We start from the raw sequence: 25,044 nt of genomic DNA, 5'->3' as shown, positions 1-25,044 counted from the left end.
ATCCGGGCCGCGGCCGTGCCGAGCCCGGTCGGCCCGAAGGCCGACGGGGGCAGGCCCGGCCCGGGGCACGGCGGTTCCGCGTCGGGCCGGCGGGGCGGCGTCGCAGGCTCGGGCATCACGCCTCCCGGCCGATTTCGGCGCTTTCCAGCACCGCCAACGCATCCGGCACCAGCACCGCCGCCGAATAATACGCCGACACCAGATACGAGATGATCGCCTGCTCACTCACCCCCATGAACCGCACGTTCAACCCCGGCTGGTACTCATCCGGCAACCCCGTCTGATGCAACCCCACCACGCCCTGGGCCTGCTCCCCGGTCCGCATCAGCAACACCGAGCTGGTCCGGGTCTCGGTGACCGGGATCTTGTTGCACGGCAGGATCGGCACCCCCCGCCACGCCGGCACCTGATGCCCGCCCAGGTCCACCGCGTCCGGATACACCCCGGCCTTGGTGCATTCCCGCCCGAACGCCGCGATCGTCTTCGGATGCGCCAGGAAGAACCCCGGGTCCTTCCACACCAAAGCCAGCAGCTCGTCGAAGTCGTCGGGGGTCGGCGGCCCGGTCCGGGTCGGGATCCGCTGGGCGAAGTCGGCGTTGTGCAGCAACCCGAAGTCGGTGTTGTTGACCAGCTCGTGTTCCTGCCGCTCCCGCAACGCCTCCACCGTCAGCCGCAGCTGCTGTTCGATCTGGTTCATCGGCTGGTTGTAGAGGTCCGCGACCCGGGAATGGACCCGCAGCACCGTCTGCGCCACCGACAGCTCGTATTCACGCGGGGAGGCGTCGTAGTCGACGAACGTGCCCGGCAGGGTCGGTTCCCCGTCGTGGCCCGAGGCCAGGGAGATCTCGGCTTCGCCGTGGTCGTTGCGGGCACTGGCCCCACCCGCGACATAAGCATCCAGATGCGCCCGCAGGGTCTCGGAGCGAGAGAGGACGTCGTCGAACACCTGGCGGGGGAGGGACAGGACGGTGCAGGTGGTGACGGCTTTGGCGGTGAACTCCCAGATCCCGTCGGTGCGAACCAGGGTGGTGTCGCCGAAGTAGTCGCCGTCGGCGAGGGTGCCCAGGACGGTCTGGTCGCCGTAGGCGCCGGAGCCGACCTTGGTGATCTTGCCGTGGGCGATGAGGAACACCTGCTCGGCCGGGGACCCGAACTCGACCAGGGCGTCGCCGGGGGCGTATTCGTGCTGGGTGAAGCGGGAGGCGAGTTCGGTGAGGACGTCTTCGTCGTCGTAGCCGCGCAGGGGGGCGAGTTCGCCGAGTTCGGGTGGGATGACGCGGACGTCGGCGCCGGTGGTGGTGAAGGTGACGCGGCCGTCGCCGACGGAGTAGGACAGGCGGCGGTTGACGCGGTAGGCGCCGCCGGAGACCTCGACCCAGTTGAGGAGTTTGAGCAGCCAGCGGGAGGAGATGCCCTGCATCTGCGGGACCGACTTGGTCGTGGTGGCCAGGGTCCGGGCCGCGGCCCGTCCGAGGCTCAACGGCGCCTGTTCGGTCTCCACCGGGTCGGTGACAGTCACAGCGAGAACCACCTCATCATCAGCGCCGGCGCGCGGGCGCGCCGATCATGACCTGCTATTTCCGGGTAATCGAGCGGATTCGCGACGCCGCGAAATCAAGATAGCAACCGCGCTCCCGCGCACAATGACACGATCGGGTCGCCCGCGCGGGTCACCTGGTTGTCGTCCGCCCATTTCGGACACTCGCAAGGACAGGGCTGGCGTCCGTCGTCACCCCGTGTTTCCGGGTATCACTCGTTAGGGAAACCCGCAGCTCGTAAGGGGAATCGGTGGTCGCCGTGGGCAGCGGCGGAAGGGCAGGCCGATCGTCCGGCTGCGCCGAACCGGCGATAACATCGGCGCGGGTGAGGCCACCCGGATGAATTCGAACAATTCCCGGTTGTCCCGCCGGAAACACGTGACTAACTTGAGCGCTCCGGCGCTGAATACGCGCGGTGCGGAAAGGACCTGGATGAACATCTTCGTGGCCGGCGGTCTCTGGGTGGCCGGCGCGGCGCTCGTCGGGGGCCTGATCGCGTACCTGGTGCGCCGGTTCGGCTGGGACGAGGGCCGGCCCGACAACAACGACGCCGCGGGCCAGGTGTTCACCATCGTCGGCGGGCTGCACGCGGTCCTCGTCGCGTTCGTGCTGATCTCCCTGTTCGACTCGGTCGGCGCCGCGAGCCAGGACGCGCAGACCGAGGCCGACAGCCTGATCGCCGCGACGTGGGCGGCCGACGCGCTGCCCGCCGACGCCAAAGACCGCGTCCACCAGCTCGCGATCGCCTACGCGAAGACCGTCGAGCAGCAGGAGTGGCCGCGGCTGGCGGACGGCGGCGAAGTGCCCGAGACCGGCTGGACGCAGCTCGACCAGATGCGGCAGGCCGTCGCCGCCGCGGAGGTCGACGGCGACTGGCAGGTCGACCGCAAGACCGAGGCCAGCAACCAGCTCTGGTCGGTTTACCAGGCCCGTCAGCAACGGCTGGCGAACTCCGGCGGCGGCGGGGTCGGCGCGGTCGTCTGGTTCGCGCTGATCCTCGGCAGCCTGATCACCGCGATCCTGCTGCCCAACCTCTTCGGCGGCACGCGCCTGGCCGCGCACGTCATCATCGTGTCGACGCTCGCCGGCACGATCACGTTGCTGCTGTTCGCGATCTACCAGCTGCAGAACCCGTTCAGCGGCGGCGCGAAGGTGCCGCCCGAGGCGTTCACGTCGGCGCTGGAAAGGCTGGCTTGACCGGCAGGCGGGCCCGCTGGGCGGCGATGCTCGGGGTGGCCGCGGCGGTGTCGGCCCTGCTCGCGGCGACCGGCTGGCTCGCGCCGTCGTCGAAGCGCCCGGCGGCCCAGGCCACGGACGGCTGCACGATCCTGCAGGCGGAAAACGAACGCGCGGGCGCGCCGACGACGTTGCGGCTGCTGTCCCTGCCCGGCGGCGCGACCAAGCGGCTGACGCAGGCGAGCTACTGGATCAACGCGATGGGGTACTCGGCGGCGCAGGACGTGGTTTACGGCGTCGCCGACGGCACCCGCGGCGGCCGCTACGACCACGGCGCGCACGCCGTCCGGATCGACGCGTCCGGCGAGGTCACGGACCTGGGCGTGGTCGGCCGCGCGGGCCCGCCGCACCCGGTGTGGAGCCAGGTCACCGGCGCCACGGCCGGCGCGATCGACGGCAACCGTTGGTACGTCCGGCAGGACACCGATCTGTACACAGTGGACGTCGACCCGGCGAGCGCGGACTACGTGCGCGTGGTGCACCGGACGCCGCTGCGCCCGGTGTCGCTGGCCGCGGGGGTCGACGACTTCGCGTACGACTCAGCGTCCGGCTTGCTGTACGGCGTCTCGACGACTTCGCGCGGGGATGGCGCGGTGGTGACGCTGGACCCGTCGACGGGCAAGGTCGTGCCGGTGCCGGGGCTGAGCTTTCCCCCAGGCGGCGCGTACGGCTCGGTGGTCCTCGGCCCGGATTCGATCTACGCGACGGCGAACCGGGAGGGCCGCCGGAGCGTCACCTACCGGCTGCCGCGCGACGGTTCCGGTGCAGCGGTCGAGGTCGCGACGGGTCCCGCTTTGGTGAGCGGGGACGCGGCGGGGTGTTACGTCGAGGCAGCGCCGCCCACTCCCACGCCGACTCCGACACCCACGCCTTCACCGACTCCGGCTCCGACTCCGTCGGTCACTCCCACGCCGGAGCCGCCTCCGCCGTCGCAGCCGCCGCCGGTGGAACAACCAGCGGCGGTGACCCCGACCACGCCCACCCCCACTCCGACGCCGACACTGACGACTGAGCCCAAGGTGGAGGCGCCGGTCGCGCCACCGCCGTCCGCGAAACCGCGCGTCCGGCCGACGGAGAAGGCGGCGCCGGTGGTCGAGGACACCGGAGTCCGCACGAAGGAGAAGCGCCGCTGGGGCCTGACGGCCCTGATCCTGATCCTGGGCAGCGGCGCGATGCTGGCCCACCGACGGCACCGTTAACTCCGGCGCCTTCTCGAAGACGGCCATTGTCCACTTCGGCCACTCAGACTCCTCCTCCGGCGCGGGTCCACGCGCCGGAGGAGGAGAAACCGATGAAGCGGGTACGAATCGCCGTGCTGGCCGGGGTGCTGGTGCTGCCGCTGGCCGCCGCGGGGCCGGCTGCCGCCCATGACCACGAGCACGGGCCGCGGGCGAAGGACGACCACTACCGGGTGCGGGCCGGGGGGACCGTGCGGGGGGACGTGCTCGGCAACGACCGGTCGGCCACCGCCGTCGTGCGGCACACCGCCGCCGCGCACGGGACCGTGGCCGTGGCCGCCGACGGGACGCTGCGCTACACCCCGGCGCCCGGCTTCACCGGCCGGGACTCCTTCACCTACACCGTTTCCGACGCGGTGAAGCTTTACCCGACGGACTTGCCTCCGCTCGCCACGATCGGCGGGGTCCGGATCAACGGCGGCGCGTACGGCTCCGCGCTCACGCCCGTGCCCGGCGAAAGGGACGAGTTCTACGGCCTGACCGACCGCGGCCCGAACGTCGACGCGCCCGACGGCGGCAAGATCGAGCCGCTGCCCGCGTTCACCCCGGCCATCGGGAAGTTCCGGCTCCACGACGGGAAAGCCGTGCTGGAGAAGAAGATCCCGCTCCGGGCCGCGGACGGCACGCTGTACAACGGCCAGGTCAGCCCGCTGGCCGACACCGGCGAGAAGATCGTCGACCTCGCGGGGAAGACGCTGCCGCAGTCGCCGTACGGGTACGACTCCGAAGGCCTCGTCGCCCAGCGCGACGGCACCTTCTGGGTGTCCGACGAGTACGGCCCGTTCATCACGCACTTCGGCCGCGACGGCCGCGCGCTCGAGCGCCTCTCGCCGTTCGACGGCTCGCTGCCGGCCGAGCTGAAGTACCGGGTCCCGAACAAGGGCATGGAAGGCCTCGCGCTGACCCCGGACGGCCGGACGCTGGTCGGCGTCATGCAGTCCGCGCTGCAGCAGCCCGACCTGACGAAGAAGCCGGGCAACGTCACCACGCTGCGGATCGTCACCGTCGACCTGCGGACCCGCGCCACCCACGAGTACCTCTACCTGCTGGACGACCCGGACACGACCGGCACGGCGGTCAGCGAGATCACTGCGCTGTCGGCCACCCGGTTCCTGGTCGACGAGCGGGACGGCAAGGTCGAGCCGGGCGCGTTCAAGAAGCTCTTCGAGATCGACCTGACCGGCGCCACCGACGTCGGCCCGAAGGCGGCGGGCTACGACGCCGTCAAGGGCGGCGTGCTCGTCGGCGGCAAGAGCATCGACGCCTACGTCGGCAAGGACACCACGGCCGACGCGACCGAGCACCTCGCCGCGGCCGGCATCACGCCGGTGTCGAAGAAGCTCCGCCTGGACCTCGGCGCGCTCGTGACATCGCTGGACCCGAGCGGCGGCTTCTTCGGCCACGACAAGGTCGAGGGGGTCGCCACCACCGACGGCGGCCGCACGCTCGTGATCAGCAACGACAACGACTTCGGCATCGACGGCGTGACGAACGCGGCCCCGCCGTACACGCTGCACCCGAAGACGCTGCCGGACGGCACGCAGGACGACGGCGAGTACCTGGTCGTCGACACCACACGGCTCCCGGCGGCCACCAGCACCGCGACGGTCACCATCGACGTCCGTTAGTACTTGAACTGGTCGACGTTGTCGGCGGTGATGAGCAGCGGATCGCCCAGCAGGACGGTCTTCGACGTGAGGTCGTACTTCACCGCCGGCAGCTCCAGGCTCACCTTGTTGACCGGGGCCAGGGGTTTGCCGTCGGCGACCTGCTTGGCCGTCCACGCCGTCAGGTAGCCCAGCGACTCGACGTTCCACAGCACCGACTGCGAGCACGAGCCGTCGAGCAGGAACGGCTTGATCGCCTGCGGCGTGCCGACGCCGACGGTGAACACCTGCCCGATCTTCTGCTGGTCACGCACGGCCTTCGCGACCCCGGGCGCGGAGGTCGTGCACTCGCCGACCATGCCGGTGAGGTCGGGGTGGCGGGCCATCAGCTCCTTGGCGAGGCTCGTCGCGGTGTCCTGGTCCTCACCCGCGTACACGGTCTCGACGAGCTGGGCCTTCGGGTACCTCGTGGCCGCGTACTCCTTCTGGACCGAGATCCAGGTGTTGAGGTTGGCCGCGGCCGGGCCGCACGAGACGATGGCGTACTTCCCGGTGCCGCCGGTCTTCGCCATCAGCGCGTCGATGAGCGCGGTGCCGATGCCCTTCGCGGTGGCCTGGTTGACGAACACCTCACGCTCGGTGCCGGGGGCGTCGGTGTCCGAGGTGAGCACGTGGATGCCCTTCGCCCGCGCCTCGGCGATGACCGGCGCGAGCGCGGCCGGGTCGTTGGGCGCGACGGCGATGACGTCGACCTTCTTCGCGATCAGGTCCTGCAGGATCTTGACCTGTTCGGCCGGGTCGACGCTCGCCGGGCCGGTCGCGGACCACTCGACACCGAGCTGCTTGGCCGCTTCCAGGCCGCCGGTGTTCATCGCCTCGAAGTAGGGGATGCCCCGCACCTTGGGCACGAAGGCGATCCGGGTCGGCGACGGCTCGGGCGCGCTCCCCAGCGGTTCCGAACACCCGCCGAGCGCGAGCGCCGCACCCAGCAGCACGGTCGCGACCAGCCGGAACGTCTTCGTCGGCCCTCGCATCCCCACCCATTCCTCAGGACTCTCGAACGGTCTGCGCACGGTGGAGACCAAGGGCGAACGTAGGGCCCCGCGTAACTGTGGTCAACGGGATGTGCGCAAAGGGTTACGGAAGTGAGTTCTGCCTGGTGGGTTCTTGACGGGAAACCGCCTGGTCGGCGGTTTTGGTGACGGTGGGTGATGAGGGGTCCGCGTTCGGTGGCTGTGTGTTGACGGCGGCCCGGGTGCGCGTCGCCGTTGTGACTCACAGAACGTGCCACTAGTACCCCTAGGGGGTATATTCATCCCTATGAGCGAACAGCACGGAGCCTCTTGGCCGACGGCGATCCAGGCGACACTGCACTGCCTCACCGGCTGTGCCATCGGTGAGGTGCTCGGCATGGTCCTCGGCACGGCGTTCGGCCTGCACAACGCCGCCACCGTCGTCCTGTCGATCGCGCTCGCGTTCGTCTTCGGGTACGGCCTCACCATGCGGGGTGTGCTGAAGTCGGGGCTGAGCGCGGCGGCGGCGTTCAAGGTCGCGCTGGCCGCGGACACCGTGTCGATCGCCGTCATGGAGGTCATCGACAACACCGTTGTCGTGGCGATCCCGGGGGCGATGGACGCCGGGCTGGTGAGCTACCTGTTCTGGCTGGCACTGGTGCTCTCGCTGGCGATCGCGTTCGTCGTCACGGTGCCGGTGAACAAGTGGATGATCGGGCGCGGGCTCGGCCACGCGAAGGTGCACGCGCACCATCAACACTGACAGGGGGAGGTGGCGGCCTCCCCGCGGCGTCAGAGGCTGGACAGGTCGACCGCGCGGTCGACCTTGCGCCGGTCGAGCACCCGCAGGATGCCCTCCAGCAGGTAGTAGTCGGCGTACGGGAGCGACACCTCGATGCCGTCCTCGGCCGGGCGGTTGCGGGTGCAGCGCGCGACGCTCGCCTCGGCCCGCGTGGACTTCGTCGTCAGGCACGTCTGCGACACCGCCGTGAGGATCCGCAGCGCGCTGTCCCGGTACTGCGGGCGGTGCGTGACCTCGGCGAGGTCGAGCAGGCCGCACGCCATGATCACGCCGGCGGAAGCGTCCTTGACGTCGTTCGGCGCCTGCGGGGCGAGGTAGTCCCACACCGGCACCTGGTCGGGCGTCAGCTTCGAAAGCGCGTAGTCCGCGAGCCGCCGGGCCGTGGTCAGGAACTCCTTGTCGCCGGTCCGGCGGTAGATCGTCGTGAAGCCGTAGACGCCCCACGCCTGCCCGCGCGACCAGCACGACGTCGGGCTGTAGCCCTGCACTGTGTTCGGCCCGATCGGCGCGCCGGTGACCGGGTCGAAGTCGAACACGTGCGGGGTCGAGCCGTCCGGGCGCACGAAGTTCTTCTGCGCCGTCTTCGCGTGCGCGATCGCGATGTCGAGGTACTGCGGGTCCCCGGTCTGCTTCGACGCGAACGCCAGCAGGTCCAGGTTCATCATCGTGTCCATGATGACGCGGCCCGCGTCCTTCGGGTCGGTCAGCGCGCCCCAGGCGCGGATGAACTTCCCGGCCGAGTTGTACCGCTTGATCAGCGACGACGCGGCCTGCACCGCGCCCGCCTTCCACTTGTCGTCCCCGGTGAGCCGCCAGGCGGTCACCCACGACGGGTAGAAGAGGAAACCGAGGTCGTGCGTGCCGGTGTCGTTCTGGCGCGGCGCGAGTTTCTCCGCCGACGCCAGCGCGAGGGTCTTGAATTGTTCGTCACCGCTGTGCAGCCACGCGAGCCACAACTGGCCGGGCCAGAATCCGCCGACCCAGTCGCCATTCTGCGAATAAACCCATTTCTCGAACTTCGTGCCGGTCGGAAACGCCGTGACGCCGGGCGCCACCGCGCGGAGCTTGGCTACTGCGTAGTCGGCCGCTTGGCGGAGCGTCCGGGTGACCGATGCCTGGTCGGAGGCATCGAGGGGGGCCGCCGAAGCGGCCGTCGAGGTGCTGGCGCTCACCGCCACCGCGGCACCGGCCGCGGTGGTCAGCAGGGTTCTCCGGGTAACGCTCACAGGTGCCCGCCATTCCGTGTGGGGAAATGCTCCAGGTGACCGGAAGTTTTCCACAACGGACTGGCGCTTGTACACCCGGCGGATAGTCGTTCACGGTTGTGAATTCATGTTCCGCTCGGCGGGATATTCGCATTGTGGTGGAAGACGTTGCCGGGGTCGTAAGCGTCCTTGACCCGCCGCAGCCGCTCGTACTTCGCCGCGCCGTACGACGAGCGCCGACCAGAACGCGCGGGTCCAGGCCCGGTCGGCGGCGTGCAGCTCCGGGGTCGGCGCGACCGCGGCGATCCCGATCACGTAACCGTCCTCGCGGTGCCGCCGAACGCCGTCGCGTCGTCCGGCACCGCGGAAACGCGCCTGTGAACCGGAACACCGGCACCAGCGTCAACGGCGAGGCCTTGCCGGGCAGGTGCGCCGCGATGACGTCGAGGACGTCGTCGGAGAGCTCGGCGACGGTCGGACGCGCGGAGGATCCGGCCGTCCGCGGTGACGACCTCCGCGGAGAGCAGGTTGTCGACGGAAAGCCCGTGCCGCGCGGTCAGCCAGCCGAAGCCGCCGCCCAGGGTGAGCCCGCCGACGCCGGTGTCGCTGACCGTGCCGCCCGGGGTCGCGAGGCCGTGGTCCTGCGTCGCCGCGTCGAGCTCGGCCCAGGTCGCGCCGCCGCCGACGCGGGCGGTGCCCGCCGCGCCGTCGACCTCGATGGTGCGCAGCGCGCCCAGGTCGACCAACAGCGCGCCGTCGGCCACGGCGGCGCCGCCGAAGTTGTGGCCAGCGCGGGACGCCGGTCGATCTCGCCGTTCCAGATCCGGCGGGCGTCGTCGCCTTCGCTCGGCACGGTGCCGCGGATCCGCGCCGCGAAGGTGTCGCTGGTCGTGGTCATCGGCCGGTTTCACCGCGTGCCACCGGGCGCGCGAAAGGGCGAAGGCCCGGCGGAGTCGCCGGGCCTTCGCTGTTACCAATCCGGCCAAAAGCAGGCCGACCTCCGAGCGGTAAGCAACCGTTGCCACGAAGTCATTCGGCCGTGGCTGTGGCCGGATTGGTAACAAACGGCAGAGCAATCGCGGGGGTGAGGGCAGTCAACCACGCGATGCTCGAGGAGCACTCGAACCGGTTCAGCAGAGCGGGGCGACCGGTTCGTCCGAGCCCGTCTGCAGGTAGGTGTCCGACACGTAGTGGCCGGAGCCGATGCGGTCCCAGATGTTGCTGGTGCCGAACTTGCCGGTGACCGTGTCGCCGAGGGTGTAGCACTCGATGTTCACCTTGGCGTAGTTCGCCGCGAGGCCCTTGATCGCCGCCGACGTGCTCGCGCTCGCGCGGACGTTCATCGGGTCGCCCGCGGTGCTGACCACGCCGGTCGGGCCGGAACCGGTCCACAGGTAGGTGACGTTCACGTTGCCGTTGTCGGACATGCCGAGCCCGTCCCAGAAGACGCCGTCGGCGAGGTCGATGCCGGCCGGGTTCGCCACCTTGTACCCGAGGCCGCTCTTGCCGCCGTTGTACCCGTTGTAGTACGCGGCGTACGCCTCGGGCTGGCCCTGCGGCAGGTCCTTGAACTTGGTCCGGGTCGCCGCCGGGTTCCAGTAGTCGTCCTGCTCGTTCCACGGGCCGATGTCCCACACCGGCGCGTACTCGCACTTGCTGCCGTCGGTGCGGCAGACGCGGACCGAGTAGGTGCCGGATCCCTTGCCGGACAGGCCCTTCCCGGACGGCAGCGCGACGAAGTGGTCGCGGCTGGTGATCACGTGGCCGTTGGCGGTCGTCCCGCCGATCAGGCCTTCGCGGGTGCCGTAGACCTTGTAGGTCAGCGCGGCCGCCGCGGCCAGCGCGTTGACCTGCGGCGCGTTGTCGGCGCTCAGCGTGATGTTCTTGACCGACGGCCGCACGCCGTCGGTGGTGCTGTGCAGGGTGACGCGCACCTGCACCGAGCCGACGGCGGACTTCAGCGTGGTGCCCGCGGGTGTCCACTCGGTCCAGTCGTTCACGCCGGTCCGCCCGCGCACGTCGACGTCGACCGACGTGCCCTTCGGGGTGTCGGCGGACAGTTCCGCGCTGACGCGGTTGGCCGGCGCGCCCAGCGTGTGCTCGGCGGTGGTGAGGCTGCCTTCACTGCCGGCGAACACCCGCGCGGTTCTGTGCCACGCGGCGTCGGCCAGTGTCAGCGTCCCGCCCGAGGCGGCGACGTTGACGTCATCGGTGTCCACAGTGGACAAATCCGCGGTCCAGCCCGCGCTGTCCGTCGTCGCGGCGTGGGCGGGGCCTCCGGCCAGCGCCGTCACCGCCCCCGCGGCCAGAACCACCGCGGTCACGCGGCCGGTCTTCCTGATCCGGATCATCCCCGGTTCTCCCTTCGCACCTGTTCACTCGAACGTGGCGAAAGACTGACGGGACGGCGTACATGATCCGTACAAGCAGGTGGTGCCTCAGGCGGAGACGATGTGCGGAGGCTCGGCCGCGGCGGGCTCCGGCGGGCGCGACGACAGCTCACGCCAGATCGCCAGCGCGCGCTCCGAGTAGTCCCGCGAGCGTTCCGGCTGCGCCAGCGCCCGGTGCAGCTCGCCGAGCAGCTGCGAAACCTCCGCCTCCGACCGCCGGTCGCCGTTGCGCCGGTGCACCGAAAGCGAGTTCACCAGCAGCAGCTGCGCGTGCGCGAAGTCGCCGCTGTGCAGGCACAGCTCGCCGAGGTTCTGGTTCGCGTACCCGACGCAGTGGTCGTCGCCGAGGTCGGTGAAGATCGCGATCGCGCGGTCGACGTGCTCGCGGGCCGCCGCCAGGTTGCCCTGGTGCTGGAACAGCAGGCCGAGCCGCTTGAAGGCGTGGGCCTCGCGGTGGCGGTCGCCGATCTCCGCCGACAGCTCCAGCGCGTCGGTGAACCAGCGCTTCGCCGCCGCGTAGCAGCCGCGTGACATCCAGACCGCGCCGGCACTGATGCGGGCCACCGCTTCCCCGTGCCGGTCGTCGGCCTCGGCGAACAGCTTCAGCGCTTCGTGGCAGTGCTCGAGCGAGCGGTCGTCCTCACCCTCGATGCGCAGGATCGTCGCGAGCCCGGTCCGCGCGATGCCGATGCCCGAGGCGTCGCCGACCCGCTCGAACAGCGCCTTCGACTCCTCGAACGCCACCCGCGACTCGGCGTATTCGTCCTGGTAGAGCAGGTACTGGCCGAGGTTGCGCTGCACGATCGCCTCGGCGCGCAGCGAGCCGGTCCGGCGGGCCGCGGCGAGGGCGATCGTGTGCGTCGCGTGCCAGTCGTCCTGGTGGCCGCGCAGGTCGAAGTACGGCGTCAGCGCCGAAGCCAGCTGCCAGGCCAGGTCGTCGAAGCCGTGCTCGGCGGCCAGCGAAACCGCCGCGACGCTCGTGTGCCGCTCGGCCGCGAACCACGCCGCCGGGTCGTCCGGCAGCACGTCGGCGGGCACCGCCGGGCGCGGCAGCTCGTCGTCGCAGTACATGCCGAAGAAGTGCAGCGGCATCCGGCGCGCGGCTTCCAAAGCCAGTGCCAGGTACCCCTCGAGGACCCGGCGAAGCCCGGCACGCGTCTTCGCCGCGTCACTCTGCTCGACGAGCTCGACCGCGTACACGCGCAGGAGGTCGTGCAGGCGGTAGCGCGGCTGCCCGGCGGAGTCGGAGCCGACGAGCTCGACGAGGTGGCCGTCGACCAGGACGTCGAGGACGTCCTCGGCGTCGCGGCGGCCGAGCACGGCGGCGACCACCCAGCCCGGGAACTGGACCGGCCCGAGCAGCCCGAGCCCGCGGAACGCGGTGGCCGCCGACATCGGCAGCAGGTCGTAGGACAGTGTCACGCTCGCGCGGACGGCGAGGTCGCCGACGCGCAGCTCGTCGAGCCGGCGGTGCTCGTCGCGCAGCCGGTCGGCCAGCAGCCGCAACGTCCAGCCCGGCCGGTGCGTCAGCTTCGCGCCGGCCACCCGGATCGCCAGCGGCAGGTGCCCGCACTGGCGCAGGATCGCCGCGGCGCTCTCCGGCTCGGCGGCCACCCGCTCGGCGCCGACGATGCCCTCCAGCAGCCGCGCGCCCTCGTCTTCGGGCAGCAGGTCGACGTCGACGGCTTTCGCCCCGGCGAGCCCGGGCAGCCGGAGCCGGCTGGTCACCAGCACCGCGCAGGCGCCCGCGCCGGGCAGCAGCGGGCGCACTTGGGCGGCGCTCCCGGCGTCGTCGAGCACCACGCACATGCGCCGCCCGGCCAGCCGCGACCGCAGCAGCGCCGAGCGCTCGGCCGGCTCGCGCGGCAGACCGGCGTCCGGGATGCCCAGCGCGTGCAGCAGCTCGGCGAGCACGCCCATCGGCGCCCGCGGCGACGACGACGTGCCGGCCAGGTCGACGTGCAGCTGCCCGTCGGGGAACTCGTCGCGGACGGCGTGCGCGATCCGGACGGCGACCGCCGACTTGCCGACCCCGGGCGCACCCGAAAGCACGATCACCGCCGGGGCGCCGGAGTTCGCGCGTTCCCGCATCAGCGTGACGACCTCGCGGAGCACGTCGTCGCGGCCGGTGAAGTCGGGCAGGTCGAGCGGCAGCTGGCAGACCGGGACGACGTCGGCGGGGCGCGGCGCGAGCACGCTCTCCGGCACCAGCGTCGCGCGCAGTTCGCGCAGCCGCGCGCCGGGTTCGGCGCCGAGCTCTTCGGCGAGGACACGCTCGGCGGCTTCGTACGCTTCGACGGCGTCCACGGTCCGGCCGGCGGCCCGCAGCGCGACGATCAGCTGCGCCCAGAGCTCTTCGCGCAGCGGGTGCTCGGTGACCAGGCCGCGCAGCTCGGCGACGGCCTCGCCGGTGCGGCCGAGGTCGATTCGCGCCCGCAACCGCTGTTCCTGCACCGAAAGCCGCAGCTCGGCGAGCCGGGCGACGGTCGCGCCCCAGCTGTGGTCGTGCGGCAGTCCTTCGAGGACTTCGCCGCGCCACAGCGCGTCGGCCCGGTCGAGGAGTTTGAGAGCGCTCTCGGCGTTCCCGTGCTCGAGCGCTTCCTGCGCTTCGCCGGCCACGGCGGTGAAGGCGAGGTGGTCCAGTTCGCCGGGCGACGCGGTCAGCAGGTAGCCGGAGGCCCGGCTGCTGATCCGCTCGCCGAGGGCGGGGTCGATCTCGGCGAACCGTCTTCGCAGCGAGTGCACGTACGTGCGGATGTTCGCCGCGGCCGAGCGCGGCGCCGACTCCGGCCACAGCACTTCCACCAGCACGTCCGCCGACACGACGATGTTCGGCTGCAACGCCAGCGCGGCCAGCAGCAGCCGGGGCTTCGGCCCGCCGAGGCCGACCACCTGCCCGCCGGCGGTGACCTCCAGTGGCCCGAGGACGCGGATGGTAAGCGAGGTGGTCTCAACCTGCCCGATGAGTTCCCCCATGCCCGGATGTTATTTCCCGCCCAGGCGAACGGATAGATCCATTCGGAGTGTCTGCGCGCAGGCCACGGTCTTTGTACGGGACGTGTACGGCCCGGCGTCACGCTCCCGCCATGAAGCGTTTGAACCTCCGGCGGATCGCCGGGATCGGGGTCGTCCTCGCGGCGGTCGGCGCGCTGGCCGTGGGTGGTGCGCTCGAAGCGTCCGCCGCGGCGACCGGCACCGTCAAGACCGCGGGTGACCCGCTCAACGTCCGCCGGGCGCCCACCGCGGGCGCCACGGCCGTCAAGACCGTCGCCAACGGCGCGTCCGTGACCATCGACTGCCAGCTCACCGGCTCGTCGGTGACCGGGACCTACGGCACGAGCACGTTGTGGGACTACGTGCCCGCGCTCGGCGGGTACATCTCGGACACCTACGTCTACACCGGCTCCGACCAGCGGATCGCGCCGGACTGCGGCGTCGGCACCGGCAGCGGCCAGTGCGCCGGCGCGTGCGCGGGGGAGGCGCAGTACCGCTCGTCCGACTCGCACTTCCTGGTCTACGACACCGATGCCGACGGCTACTCGGCCGTCGTCGCGTACTGGCTCAAGGGCGGCGCCGGGCCGTTCTACGTCTGGAACTCCGGTGGTGAGGGCACGAAGGTCGACAAGGCGGTGAGCGTCCCGCACGGCGGCTGGGTCTTCTACAAGGTCTGCGTCGCGAACTACACGACCGCCAAGCCGGACCTGAAGTCCTGCAGCGACGGCATCACCGACTTCGCGGCCTGACCGCGTTTCCCCTCCCCGAAAGGTCTTCCGACATGGTTCAGGTCAACCGGCGCAAGGTGCTCCTCGGCGGGCTCGCCGCGGTCACCGCCACCGCGGCTTCGGCGGCGCTGCCGTCCTGGGCGAACGCCCGCACCACCGCGGCCGCGCCCGCCATCCACGACCCCTTCCAGCTCGGCGTCGCCTCCGGCGATCCGCTCCCCGACAGCGTGGTGCTCTGGACGAGACTCGCGCCGGCGCCGCTCAACGCCGACGGTTTCGGCGGCATGCCGGACGCGACCTACGCGGTCGACTGGGAGATCGCGGACGACGAGGCGTTCTCCTCGGTCGTGCAGAGCGGGTCGGTGAGCGCGGTCCGGGCGTCCGCGCACAGCGTCCACATCGAACCGGTGGGCCTGCAGCCGGCGCGCGAGTACTTCTACCGCTTCAAGACTTCCGGCTACATCTCCCCGGTCGGCCGGACGCGCACCGCGCCCGCCGCAGGCGCCGCCGTCAACCAGCTCAAGTACTGCTTCACCTCCTGCCAGCACTGGGAGGAGGGCTACTACCACGCGTACAAGGGCGTCGTCGCCGACAACCCGGACCTGGTGCTGTTCCTCGGCGACTACATCTACGAGAAGAAGTCGGGCCGCGCCGCGGCGGACCGCAACCCGCGCAGCCTCGCCGTCGCCGACGACGCGACCACGCTCGCGCTGTACCGCGCCCGCCACGGCCAGCACAAGACCGACGCCGATCTGCAGGCCGCGCACGCGATCGCGCCCTGGGTGGTGGTCTTCGACGATCATGAAGTGATGAACAACTGGAACGGCACCACCTCGCCGGCGTCCGCCGCGCGCAAGGCCGCCGGGTTCCAGGCGTTCTACGAGCACACCCCGATCCGCTCGACCGCGAAGCCGAACGGCGCGTCGATCCAGCTGTACCGCCAGGTCATGTGGGGCAACCTGGCCCGGTTCCACATGCTCGACACACGCCAGTTCCGCAACGCGCAGGTGGCCGACCCGTCGGGCTCGGCGGGCCCGGCCTGCACCGACATGCGCAACACCTCGCGCAGCATCCTGGGCAGCACCGAAGAGGCGTGGCTGCTCAAGCAGTTCGAGTCGCACCCGGCCACCTGGGACTTCCTCGGCCAGCAGGTCTTCTTCGCCACGCGGGACGGCGACGGCAACAAGGCCACCTGCGAGAGCCCCGACTCCTGGCAGGGTTACGAGGCTTCGCGCGACCGGATCGCGAAGGGCTGGGTCGACCGGAAGGTCGCCAACCCGGTGGTGCTCACCGGCGACGTCCACCGCCACTGGGCCGCCGACCTGCGCCTGGACTACTTCGACCACAGCGACCCGCTGATCGGCTCGGAGCTGGTCACGACGTCGGTGACGAGCAACAGCGACGACGCGGCCCCGCCGAGCGCGGCCTGGCTGGCGAACAACCCCCACGTCAAGTACTGCAAGGGCGAGCGCGGCTACGTCCGCGTCACGACCACGCCGTCGCAGATGCGTGCGGACTTCATGACCACCTCCGACACCAGCGTCTACGACCCGGCGAAGGTCGTGATCAAGAACGACGTCAGCTACGTAGTGCAAGCGGGGAAGCCTGGCCTGCAGAAAGTCTGAACCACAACGCTACGCTGTGTGACGTGACCGATGAACTGGGCCTGCGGGAGCGCAAGAAGCTCCGCACGCGGGCGGCGATCTCGACGGCGGCGATCGGGCTCTTCCTGGAGCGCGGGTTCGACGCCGTCGGGGTCGCCGAAGTGGCGAAGGCGGCCGAGGTGTCCAAGCGGACGCTCTTCGCGTACTTCCCGACCAAGGAGGACCTGGTGCTGCACCGGTTCGCCGACCACGAGACCGACGCGGCGGACGTCGTCCGCGCCCGCCGGCCGGGCCAGGGGCCGCTGGCCGCGCTGCGGGAGGCGTTCCTGCGGGGGCTCGACGAGCGTGAACCGGTCACCGGGCTGTGTGACGAGCCGGCCGTCGTCGCGGTGTTCCGGCTGGTCACCGGCACCCCGGCGCTGGTGGCGCGGCTGGCGGCGTTCACGTCGGCGGGGGAGTCGGCACTGGCGGCCGCGCTCACCGAGGCCGGCGTCCCGGCGCGCGACGCGGGTCTCGCCGCCGCGCAGATCGCGGCCGTCCGCCGGCTGCTGGCCACGGCGAACATGGACGCCGTCGCGGCCGGGGTGCCCGCGGCGCGGCGGCTCCCGGAGGCCGTCGAGGCGGCCGAACGGGCGTTCACCTTGCTCTCCTCCGGCGTAGGTTTTCCGTGACCGGCGTCGATCATGACGGATTCATGGGCACGGCCGTGCGCCAAGCACGGTTTCCTCGGGCCCGACGGAGGTAGACTCCGGAAATCTTGACGAGGACACCGGGGGGACCCGCGTCCGACTGGGGGTGACGCGGGTCCTCCCCGGCTTTGTCGGGAAAAGGGCGTGATCTTGACAGTTCCCACGCGCCACTCGTAATCTGAGTGCTCCGCCGTCGTGCCGAATTTTTCGATTCCATGACAAGGCGGGTTCACGTGAAAGCGAAAAGAACCGTTCTGCTGATCACCTTCGCGGTGGCGGGACTGGTGGCCACCGGCGCCGGGGTCTCCTCGGCCGCGCCCGGCGGCGTTTACGACGTCAAGGACTACGGGGCCAAGGGAAACGGTTCCACCAACGATTCCGGGGCCATCGACAAGGCGATCACCGCGGCCAACGCGGCCGGTGGCGGCACCGTCCGGTTCACCTCCGGCAGCTACAAGTCGGCCAACACCGTCCACCTCAAGAGCAACGTGACGATCCAGCTCGACGCGGGCGCGACGATCAGCGGGTCGAGCGCGGACAGTTACGACAAGCCCGAGTCGAACCAGTGGGACGAGTACCAGGACTACGGCCACAGCCACTTCCACAACGCGATGTTCTCCGGCGACAAGCTCACGAACATCGGGTTCACCGGCGCGGGGACGATCGACGGCGGGGGAAACCTCATCACCGGCAACCCGAAGTCCGGCGAGGCCGACAAGATCCTTTCGCTCACTCGCTGTGACAGGCTCACGCTGTCGGGGATCAAGCTGCGCCGCGGCGGGCACTTCGCGGCGCTGATCAACGGCTGCACGAACGTCGTGTCCGACAAGCTCACGATCGACACCGCGAGCGACCGCGACGGCTGGAACATCATCAGCACGACGAACGTCACGATCACCCATGCGAACATCGCGGCGAACGACGACGCACTGGTGTTCAAGAGTGACTACGCGCTCGGCGCGAAACTGCCGAACGGGAACGTCACGGTGAACAACGCGAAACTGTCGGCGCAGTGCTGCGACGCGCTGATGTTCGGGTCCGAGACGTGTGGTGACTTCACCGGCTACCAGTTCTCCGACATCACCATCACCAGCGCCCACAAATCGGGCATCGGCATCGTTTCGATGGACGGCGCGAAGATCTCGGACGTCCATTACCGCAACATCACGATGTCCGGCACGTACTCGCCGGTCATGATGAAGATCGGCACGCGCAAGCGGTGCGGCAACTCGCCGGGGGTCGGCTCGATCAGCGGCATCACGTTCGACAACGTCACCGGAACGCACACCGGCACCAACTTCAGCCCGACGATCTGGGGCGCCGACAGCACGCACCGCGTCTCGGACGTCACCTTCACCGGCGTGCACCTGAACGTCCCGGGCGGCAACGGCACGGCGGGGACCGGCGTCCCGAGCAACGACGCGACCGACTACAACCCCAAGAGCATCGGCACCCGCCCGTCGTACGGCTGGTATCTGCACTACGCGTCGGGGGTGAAGTTCGTCGACAGCTCGGTGGAGTTCGCCAAGGACGACGGCCGCCCGGCGAGCATCGTCAACAACAGCTCCGACATCACGTTCGACCACTTCACCGCGGAGAAGGGCTCGAAGAGCCCGTTCGACATCGGCTTCCAGACGGTGACGGGCTACTGCGTGAAGGACTCGGCCACCACATCAGGCGCGTCCCTCCGCCTGAACACCTCAGGCTCCACCTCCACCTGCTGACACCAACGGACGACACGCGTACTCCGGTGGACGACACGCGTACCTGAGTGGACGACACGCCGGGCGGTCGCTCGCCCGGCGTGTCGTCCGTCTGCGTACGCGAGTCGTCCGGCCAGGTACGCGAGTCGTCCGGCTGGGTACGCGTGTCGTCCGTTGCGGTACGGACGAAGGGGCCCCGGCCTGGTGGCCGGGGCCCCTTCTGCGGCGCGCCTCGTGGTCAGTGGCTGTACTGCTCGTTCATGATGAGGAACGCGCCCAGGCCGTGGAAGTCGTTGGTCTTGCGCGCGCGGGCGTAGTAGTACGACAGGTCGCCGACGTTGGTTCCTTCGCAGATGTCCGTGATGTTCGTCAGGCCGTCCGAGCCCACCGAGACCTTCCGGAGGACTCCGGCGTACCCGCGGTCCGCCACCGCCTGGTACGACGCCGGCAGGTAACCGCGCTGGACGCCGCGGGCCATCGTGAACGTGTACATCGACGACGCCGACGTCTCCAGCCAGTTCTTCGAGTCGGCGCCGCGGTCGACCACCTGGTGCCACCGGCCGGTCGCCGGGTCCTGGTGACGCTCGTAGCCCGCCGCCAGGAACCGCACGATGTCGATCAGGGCCGCGCGCCGCGGGTGGTTGGCCGGCAGGACCTCGAGGATGTCGATGGCGGCCATGCCGAACCAGCCGATCGCGCGGGCCCAGTGGTACTTCGAGTGGTGCCCGGCGCCGGACGCCCACGACTCGGAGCCGTCCTCGTCGTAGGCGTGGTACAGCAGGCCCTTCGCCGGTTCGCGAAGGTGGCTGAAGTACACCACCAGGTTCTTCGCCGAATCCTCGAAGCAGTACGCGCCGTCGTCGAACGCCGCGCCGTACAGCGCGAGGAACGGCTGGGCCATGTACACACCGTCGCCCCACAGCTGGCCGACCTTGCCGGTGGCGTGGAACATGCCGCCGTCGGACGTCCGCGGGTACGCCGGGAACCGCTTGCGCAGCTGGTCGGCCGCCGTTTTGTACTTCGTGCGGCCGGTCTCGGCGAACAGCAGCGGGAGCAGCTGGCACGAGCGCATCGAGTCGAGGTTGGTGAAGCTGTTCGAAATCCCCTTGTCGGTGATGAAGCGGTCGTACCACGCGACGATGTAGTCGAGGTACTTCTTCTCGCCGGTGCGCTTGTAGAAGAGGTGCTGACCGTAGAGGTACAGCCCGAGGGTGTACCCCCAGCCGCCGATCTTGTCCGGGGTGTAGCGCTTCATCGTCGAGTCGATGACGGCCCGCGACCAGTCCGGCGGCGCCGCCGCACCGGCCGGGAGGGCCGCCTGTGCGACGGGACCCGCCGCGGCGAGGGCGCCGAGGGCGCCCAGGGTGCCGGCCAGGACCGCGCGCCGGGTCGGGCGAAGGGGGTGCTCGGACATTCGTCGTCCTTTCGTGCACTGGCCCCCGCGACGCGGTGAAAGGGTGGCCGGGATGCCGATCCGCCGTCCGTCGGCATCCCGACCAGCTCTGGGGGGCGCGGCGTGCTGCCCGTGTCGCCGGAGCGGTGGTCTTCGAGCGAAAGCGCTCTCTGGCCTGAACATCTACTCGCCTCCCGGACGCCCAGTCAAGCAGAGATCGGATCTCTAGCTTCATATATCAGATATTTAACCCGTATGGCGGCAGATTCGGTGTACCGGCAGTCGAAACACGCGAAAAAGGTCGGACCTGAGGGTTGACCGTCCGGCGAACGCAGGAGTACACCACCGAGTGGACCAGACCACTGGAGGTCACTCATGTCAGCCAGGTTCCTCCGCCGGATAGCCGTCGCGTTCGCCGCGGCGCTCGTGGTGTCCGGGCTCCTCGCCGCACCGGCGTCGGCCGATCTGCAAAAGCCTTCCCAGCAGTGGCTTCGCGACAGCCAGGCGGGCCTGTTCCTGCACTGGGGCATGCGCACCTCGCCGGGCTACACCAGTTGCAGCGCCTGGGAGAAGGCGGTCACCGACGGCGGGTGGAGTCCCGCTTACTGGGTCGGCGAAGCCAAGAAGCTGCACGCGTCCTACCTCGTGCTCGCCTCGTTCCACAGCCGGCTCGGCTACTCGCGGGCCTGGCCGTCGAAGATCCCGGGCAGCTGTGCCACCAAGCGGGACTTCCTCGGCGAGCTGATCGCCGCCGCGAAACCCCAGGGCCTCAAGGTCATCCTCTACATGACCAACGACGCCCAGTGGCACGACGAGGGCGGCCACGAGTGGCTCGACTCGGCCGGCTACTCGAAGTACAAGGGCAAGACCGTCAACCTCGACAGCCAGGACGGCTTCGGCCAGTTCAGCTACGACAACTTCTTCGAGGTCATGAAGAACTACCCCGACCTCGGCGGGTTCTGGATCGACAACGACAACGCCTACTGGGAGTCCCACGACCTGTACAAGCAGATCTACCAGCAGCGCCCGGACTACCTGCTGAGCAACAACAACGAAGACACGCCGATCATGGACACGATCAGCAACGAGCAGAAGACCGGGATGAGCCCGTCCTACGACTACCCGCAGGCGACGTACACGGCGATGCCGCGGCTCACCGAGGCGTGCTTCAAGCTGCCCGACAGCGGCTCGTGGTGGTACGGCGGCACGAACTCCTCGGTCGACAAGAAGCTCAACATCGGCCGGCTGGTCACGAACTCAGGCTCGTCGATCAAGTCCTTGATGGCCGAAACGGCGATGGTCAACGGGAAGTTCCCGTCGAACCAGGAGGCGTTCAACAACTTCGCGAGCACCTACCTCGACGGGATCTGGGAGTCGCTCGGCGGCACCGAAGGCGCCGGGTACCTGTACGGCGGCATGCAACCAGGCTTCTGGAACGACGGCGCGCACGGCGTGATCACCATCAAGGGCGACACGCAGTACGTCAACGTGCTGACCAAGCCGTCGACGCGCACCCTGAAGATCCGCGACAACGGCTACCGCGTCGGCAAGGTGACGAACCTGCGAACCGGCACCCCGATCACCTTCACCCAGGGGGGCGGCAGCCTGACGCTGTCGGGTCTGTCCTCTTGGGACACCTACGACACGGTGTTCAAGGTCGAGACCGCCGGCCGCGTCGGGACGTACGACCCGAAGACGGTGACCCTCAAGGCGAGCGCGTCGGCGACCGGCCACAGTGGACAGGCGGCGAGCGACGGCGACTACCTGACCTACTTCGACAACAACAAGACGCTCCCGGTGAACCTGGACTACGACCTCGGCTCGGCCAAGAAGGTCCAGTACCTCGGGATCAACCAGCGGGAGGACTCGGTCAGCTACGCCCGATCGGAGGGTGAGCAGTCCGCGCGGATCAAGGCGTACCAGGTGTTCGTCTCGAGCGACGGCAAGAACTGGGGGAGCGCGGTCAAGTCCGGCACGCTCCCGAGCCACCGCGGTGTCCAGTTCGTCGACCTGTCGGCGGTGACGTCGAGGTACGTGCGGCTGCAGGTGACGAGCACGTACGCGGCGTCCAGCGACAGCACCCGGTACAAGCGGCTGCGGATCGACGAGACCTGGCTCGGGTCGGACTACGCGACCGCGGCGGGCTGAGCGAGGAGGTCGAGGGTGAGGGCCGCGGTCCAGCTGAACGAGCGGGTGCCGTGGCCCTCTCCCGTGCGCGGGTCCACGTACTCGGCGAAGTCCGTGCGGGCGGCCGTCGCGACGAGGTCGTCACGCAGGTGCGCGGCCAGGGCGTGCTCGCCGTGGCGCAGCAGACCCTCCCGGACCAGCCAGCCGACGTTGAACCACGACGGCCCGCGCCAGTAGCGGGCCGGGTCGAACGTCGGCGCGGTCAGGTCGTGGCTCGGGACGCCGTGGACGCTCCCGAGCCGGAACCGCGGGCCGGTGGCCGTCGCCAGCAGTGCCGGGGCGACGGCCAGGTCCGGCAGCAGCAGCGGCAGCAGGCCCGCGCAGGTGTGCTCGGGCGCGAGCGTTCCGGTGCGGACGTCGCGGGCGAAGAAGAAGCCGTTGTCCCACAACGTTTCCTGCATCGCCTTCGCGACGCGTGCCGCGGACTCGCGGTGGCCGGCGGCGGCCGCCGGCAGGCCGAGCTCTTCGGCGATCTCGGCCAGCGCGAGCTCGGCGTCGGCCAGCAGCGCGTTGAACCCCGGGTCCTCCACGGCGAAATCGCCGGGATCCTGGTAACCGCTGTCCCGGTAGGCGGCCGCGAGCCGGACGTACCGGCCGTAGTCCTCGTCGCTCGGGCGGTCGGCCGCGGCGCCGTGCTGCAGGTCGCGGCGGACGAACCCGCCCACCGGCGTGACGCGCGAAAGCGGCCCGTCCCAGGCCGGGCTGTTGTCCATCCCGGACTCCCACGGGTGCACGATCGCCGCGAGCCCGCGCCCGCCCGCGTCCCGCGAAACCCGCAGGTACTCGTGCCAGGCCCGCAGCTTCGGGTACAGCGTCGCGAGGAAGCCGGGGTCGGGCTCGGCGCGGTGCACGGCGAGCACCGCCCGTGCGTGCACCGGCGGCTGGATCAGCCCGGACGTGCGGTTCGCCCGCCAGAAGTCCGGGCCGGGGAAATAGGCCTCCGGTGGTGTGTCCGGGTTGAAGAGGATGTGCGGCACGCGGCCGTCGCGCCACTGCGCGGAAAAGAGCGTCTCCAGCTCGAGCCGCGCTCGCGCCGGGTCCAGGTGACGCAGGCCGAAGGCGATGAACGCCGAGTCCCAGCTCCACTGGTGCGGGTAGAGCCCGCGCGAAGGCACCGTGGACGCGCCGAGCCAGTTGTCCGCCAGGACCGCCGCGGCCCGCCCCCATGTTACGTCCATGTGTCCAATCTATCTCCTACTTATGTCTTGTCAATGGACAAAAGTCCGGGACTGAGATGATGCCACCAGACCGAAGAGGGGGTTCGGGATGACGGCTCCGACGTCGGCCGGCGAGCTGTTGCGGCTGGTCAGGACCGGGCAGGCGACCACGCGCAAGGCCCTGCTCGTGCGCAGCGGGCTGTCCCGCTCGACGCTGACCGCGCGCCTGGAGCAGCTCCAGACGGCCGGTCTGCTGATCGAAGGCGGCCAGGAGGACTCGACCGGCGGCCGCCCGGCGCGGCAGCTGCGCTTCGACGACCGGCACGCCGTGGTCCTCGCCGCGAGCATCGACACGATGCACGCCGAGGCGGCGCTCACCGACCTGTCCGGACGGCGGCTGGCGCACCGCGAGGGCGCCGTGCGGGTCGCCGACGGCCCGGAACCCGTGCTCGGCCGGATCGCCGAATGGTTCGAGGCGATGCTCGCGGAGGGAGACCGGCCGGTCTGCGGTGTCGGCATCTCCGTCCCCGGCCCGGTCGAACCCGGCCGCGCCCGCGTCACGCAGCCGCCGATCATGCCCGGCTGGGACGGCTACCCGATCGACGCCTACCTCGGCGCGCGGTTCGGCGCCCCGGTGCTGGTCGACAACGACGCGAACCTGATGGCGCTGGGGGAGCACCGCGCCCGGCACCCGGACTCGGCCGCGCTGGTGGTCGTCAAGGTGTCCACCGGGATCGGCGCCGGGCTGGTGATCGGCGGTGAGGTGTACCGCGGCATCGACGGCGGCGCCGGCGACATCGGGCACATCCGCCTGCCCGGCCACCCGGAGGCCCGCTGCATGTGCGGCTCGCTCGGCTGCCTCGCGGCGGTCGCCAGCGGGGGCGCGCTGGCCGCCCGGCTGACCGAGCTGGGCCTGCCGACGACGTCGGGCTCGGGCGTCCGCGACCGGATCCTGGCCGGCGAGCCCGCCGCCGTGCGGCTGGCCGAGTTCGCCGGGCGCCAGGTGGGGGAGGTGCTCGCGACGCTCGTCTGCGTGGTCAACCCGGGGGTGCTGGTGGTCGCCGGCGACCTCGCCGAACCGCACTTCGTCGCCGGGGTCCGCGAAGTGCTCTACCGGCGGGCGCTGCCGCGCGCGACACAGCGGTTGCAGGTCGAAATCGGCGGCCGCGGCGAAGCGCTCGGCGGGGCCGTGGTGATGGTCGTGGAGTCCGTGTTCGCCCCGGCCGAGGTGGACCTCAGGCTCGCCGCGCGGGCCTGACCACGGCCGAAGTGCCGTCACGGCCGGGGGAGTCCAGAGTGGACGGAGCATCCGACTTTCGTAGGTGGCGGGGGCCCGGCCGGCGTGGTCCGTAATACGGTCACGAACCGGACTTACCGCGCATTGAGTATTATTCTTCGCGTTTTCCGCACGACAAATCGGATTTCCGTACCACGCCCGTGCGCACGTGAATTCGCGACCAGATAACGGTTCCGCAAGCACTTCCCGCGAAGGGAACGCCGATCTAGTCTCGTCCGGTGTTCTAGGTCCTTCAACTGGGGGCCGCTTTCGAAGAGGGAGAT

At 70.4% G+C, this 25,044-nt stretch carries 19 protein-coding genes; 10 read left to right on the top strand and 9 right to left on the bottom strand.

What is annotated here, in order from left to right; all coding sequences use genetic code 11:
* Window positions 1-115: 115 nt before the first annotated feature.
* On the bottom strand, window positions 116-1,519 hold the full coding sequence (locus ACZ63E_RS23195) for a family 2B encapsulin nanocompartment shell protein (protein ID WP_465338203.1): 1,404 nt from the start codon (window positions 1,517-1,519) through the stop codon (window positions 116-118).
* Window positions 1,520-1,970: 451 nt separating this feature from the next.
* Between ACZ63E_RS23195 and ACZ63E_RS23190 the strand changes: the two genes are divergently transcribed.
* The 3 genes from ACZ63E_RS23190 (at window position 1,971) to ACZ63E_RS23180 (ending at window position 5,640) form a co-directional block, all read left to right on the top strand.
* Window positions 1,971-2,735, top strand: a complete 765-nt coding sequence (locus tag ACZ63E_RS23190; protein WP_465338202.1) for a bestrophin-like domain — start codon at window positions 1,971-1,973, stop codon at window positions 2,733-2,735.
* Window positions 2,732-3,973, top strand: a complete 1,242-nt coding sequence (locus ACZ63E_RS23185; RefSeq protein ID WP_465338201.1) for a DUF6923 family protein — start codon at window positions 2,732-2,734, stop codon at window positions 3,971-3,973. Before ACZ63E_RS23190 ends, ACZ63E_RS23185 begins: the two co-directional genes overlap by 4 nt.
* 92 nt (window positions 3,974-4,065) lie before the next feature.
* Window positions 4,066-5,640 carry an esterase-like activity of phytase family protein gene (locus ACZ63E_RS23180; RefSeq protein WP_465338200.1) on the top strand — a complete coding sequence of 525 codons (1,575 nt, stop codon included), beginning with the start codon at window positions 4,066-4,068 and terminating at the stop codon, window positions 5,638-5,640.
* Here ACZ63E_RS23180 and ACZ63E_RS23175 read toward each other — a convergent pair.
* Entirely contained in the window at window positions 5,637-6,659 is a 1,023-nt protein-coding gene (locus ACZ63E_RS23175; protein WP_465338580.1) for an autoinducer 2 ABC transporter substrate-binding protein, read from the bottom strand. The two genes, ACZ63E_RS23180 and ACZ63E_RS23175, sit on opposite strands and share 4 nt — an antisense overlap.
* A gap of 280 nt (window positions 6,660-6,939) precedes the next feature.
* Between ACZ63E_RS23175 and ACZ63E_RS23170 the strand changes: the two genes are divergently transcribed.
* Entirely contained in the window at window positions 6,940-7,395 is a 456-nt protein-coding gene (locus ACZ63E_RS23170; RefSeq protein ID WP_465338199.1) for a DUF4396 domain-containing protein, read from the top strand.
* Between the two features lie 29 nt (window positions 7,396-7,424).
* Here ACZ63E_RS23170 and ACZ63E_RS23165 read toward each other — a convergent pair whose 3' ends face one another.
* The 5 genes from ACZ63E_RS23165 to ACZ63E_RS23145 all read right to left on the bottom strand — a co-directional run bounded on the left by ACZ63E_RS23165 (window position 7,425) and on the right by ACZ63E_RS23145 (window position 14,005).
* On the bottom strand, window positions 7,425-8,660 hold the full coding sequence (locus ACZ63E_RS23165; RefSeq protein ID WP_465338198.1) for a glycoside hydrolase family 88 protein: 1,236 nt from the start codon (window positions 8,658-8,660) through the stop codon (window positions 7,425-7,427).
* Between the two features lie 104 nt (window positions 8,661-8,764).
* Window positions 8,765-8,842: a BBE domain-containing protein gene (locus tag ACZ63E_RS23160; protein WP_465314619.1), complete on the bottom strand. Its 78-nt coding sequence runs from the start codon at window positions 8,840-8,842 to the stop codon at window positions 8,765-8,767.
* Between the two features lie 108 nt (window positions 8,843-8,950).
* Window positions 8,951-9,403, bottom strand: a complete 453-nt coding sequence (locus ACZ63E_RS23155) for an FAD-binding protein (RefSeq protein WP_465338197.1) — start codon at window positions 9,401-9,403, stop codon at window positions 8,951-8,953.
* Window positions 9,404-9,769: 366 nt separating this feature from the next.
* The gene (locus tag ACZ63E_RS23150) at window positions 9,770-10,990 is read right to left on the bottom strand and encodes a hypothetical protein (RefSeq protein WP_465338196.1); all 1,221 of its coding nucleotides are present in this window, start codon (window positions 10,988-10,990) and stop codon (window positions 9,770-9,772) included.
* An 87-nt stretch (window positions 10,991-11,077) separates the two neighbouring features.
* Window positions 11,078-14,005 carry an AfsR/SARP family transcriptional regulator gene (locus ACZ63E_RS23145; protein ID WP_465338195.1) on the bottom strand — a complete coding sequence of 976 codons (2,928 nt, stop codon included), beginning with the start codon at window positions 14,003-14,005 and terminating at the stop codon, window positions 11,078-11,080.
* Between the two features lie 110 nt (window positions 14,006-14,115).
* Here ACZ63E_RS23145 and ACZ63E_RS23140 point away from each other — a divergent pair, with 110 nt between their 5' ends.
* The 4 genes from ACZ63E_RS23140 (at window position 14,116) to ACZ63E_RS23125 (ending at window position 18,768) form a co-directional block, all read left to right on the top strand.
* A complete protein-coding gene (locus ACZ63E_RS23140) occupies window positions 14,116-14,772 on the top strand; it encodes an SH3 domain-containing protein (protein ID WP_465338194.1) in 657 nt (218 codons plus the stop codon).
* A gap of 32 nt (window positions 14,773-14,804) precedes the next feature.
* Entirely contained in the window at window positions 14,805-16,376 is a 1,572-nt protein-coding gene (locus ACZ63E_RS23135; RefSeq protein WP_465338193.1) for an alkaline phosphatase D family protein, read from the top strand.
* 23 nt (window positions 16,377-16,399) lie between these two features.
* Window positions 16,400-17,026: a TetR/AcrR family transcriptional regulator gene (locus tag ACZ63E_RS23130; protein ID WP_465338192.1), complete on the top strand. Its 627-nt coding sequence runs from the start codon at window positions 16,400-16,402 to the stop codon at window positions 17,024-17,026.
* A gap of 251 nt (window positions 17,027-17,277) precedes the next feature.
* Complete coding sequence (locus tag ACZ63E_RS23125; RefSeq protein WP_465338191.1) at window positions 17,278-18,768, top strand: glycoside hydrolase family 28 protein; 1,491 nt, start codon at window positions 17,278-17,280, stop codon at window positions 18,766-18,768.
* Window positions 18,769-18,985: 217 nt separating this feature from the next.
* Here the strand turns inward: ACZ63E_RS23125 and ACZ63E_RS23120 are convergent, their stop codons facing one another.
* Complete coding sequence (locus ACZ63E_RS23120; protein WP_465338190.1) at window positions 18,986-20,161, bottom strand: glycoside hydrolase family 88/105 protein; 1,176 nt, start codon at window positions 20,159-20,161, stop codon at window positions 18,986-18,988.
* 354 nt (window positions 20,162-20,515) lie between these two features.
* Here ACZ63E_RS23120 and ACZ63E_RS23115 point away from each other — a divergent pair, with 354 nt between their 5' ends.
* The gene (locus ACZ63E_RS23115; protein ID WP_465338189.1) at window positions 20,516-22,288 is read left to right on the top strand and encodes an alpha-L-fucosidase; all 1,773 of its coding nucleotides are present in this window, start codon (window positions 20,516-20,518) and stop codon (window positions 22,286-22,288) included.
* Here ACZ63E_RS23115 and ACZ63E_RS23110 read toward each other — a convergent pair.
* Complete coding sequence (locus ACZ63E_RS23110; RefSeq protein ID WP_465338188.1) at window positions 22,267-23,505, bottom strand: MGH1-like glycoside hydrolase domain-containing protein; 1,239 nt, start codon at window positions 23,503-23,505, stop codon at window positions 22,267-22,269. The genes ACZ63E_RS23115 and ACZ63E_RS23110 overlap by 22 nt on opposite strands.
* An 88-nt stretch (window positions 23,506-23,593) precedes the next feature.
* Here ACZ63E_RS23110 and ACZ63E_RS23105 point away from each other — a divergent pair, with 88 nt between their 5' ends.
* On the top strand, window positions 23,594-24,742 hold the full coding sequence (locus ACZ63E_RS23105; RefSeq protein ID WP_465338187.1) for an ROK family transcriptional regulator: 1,149 nt from the start codon (window positions 23,594-23,596) through the stop codon (window positions 24,740-24,742).
* Window positions 24,743-25,044: the final 302 nt, after the last annotated feature.

This window comes from Amycolatopsis sp. NPDC104819, from assembly GCF_055583145.1.
This window is presented reverse-complemented; position numbering and strand designations above follow the sequence as displayed.

Excerpts from the sequence above, each read along its gene's own strand:
- ACZ63E_RS23190 (WP_465338202.1), top strand. The coding sequence starts at position 1,971 with ATGAACATCTTCGTGGCCGGCGGTCTCTGGGTGGCCGGCGCGGCGCTC.
- ACZ63E_RS23180 (WP_465338200.1), top strand. The coding sequence starts at position 4,066 with ATGAAGCGGGTACGAATCGCCGTGCTGGCCGGGGTGCTGGTGCTGCCG.
- ACZ63E_RS23170 (WP_465338199.1), top strand. The coding sequence starts at position 6,940 with ATGAGCGAACAGCACGGAGCCTCTTGGCCGACGGCGATCCAGGCGACA.
- ACZ63E_RS23150 (WP_465338196.1), bottom strand. The coding sequence starts at position 10,990 with ATGATCCGGATCAGGAAGACCGGCCGCGTGACCGCGGTGGTTCTGGCC.
- ACZ63E_RS23145 (WP_465338195.1), bottom strand. The coding sequence starts at position 14,005 with ATGGGGGAACTCATCGGGCAGGTTGAGACCACCTCGCTTACCATCCGC.
- ACZ63E_RS23140 (WP_465338194.1), top strand. The coding sequence starts at position 14,116 with ATGAAGCGTTTGAACCTCCGGCGGATCGCCGGGATCGGGGTCGTCCTC.
- ACZ63E_RS23135 (WP_465338193.1), top strand. The coding sequence starts at position 14,805 with ATGGTTCAGGTCAACCGGCGCAAGGTGCTCCTCGGCGGGCTCGCCGCG.
- ACZ63E_RS23120 (WP_465338190.1), bottom strand. The coding sequence starts at position 20,161 with ATGTCCGAGCACCCCCTTCGCCCGACCCGGCGCGCGGTCCTGGCCGGC.
- ACZ63E_RS23115 (WP_465338189.1), top strand. The coding sequence starts at position 20,516 with ATGTCAGCCAGGTTCCTCCGCCGGATAGCCGTCGCGTTCGCCGCGGCG.
- ACZ63E_RS23110 (WP_465338188.1), bottom strand. The coding sequence starts at position 23,505 with ATGGACGTAACATGGGGGCGGGCCGCGGCGGTCCTGGCGGACAACTGG.
- ACZ63E_RS23105 (WP_465338187.1), top strand. The coding sequence starts at position 23,594 with ATGACGGCTCCGACGTCGGCCGGCGAGCTGTTGCGGCTGGTCAGGACC.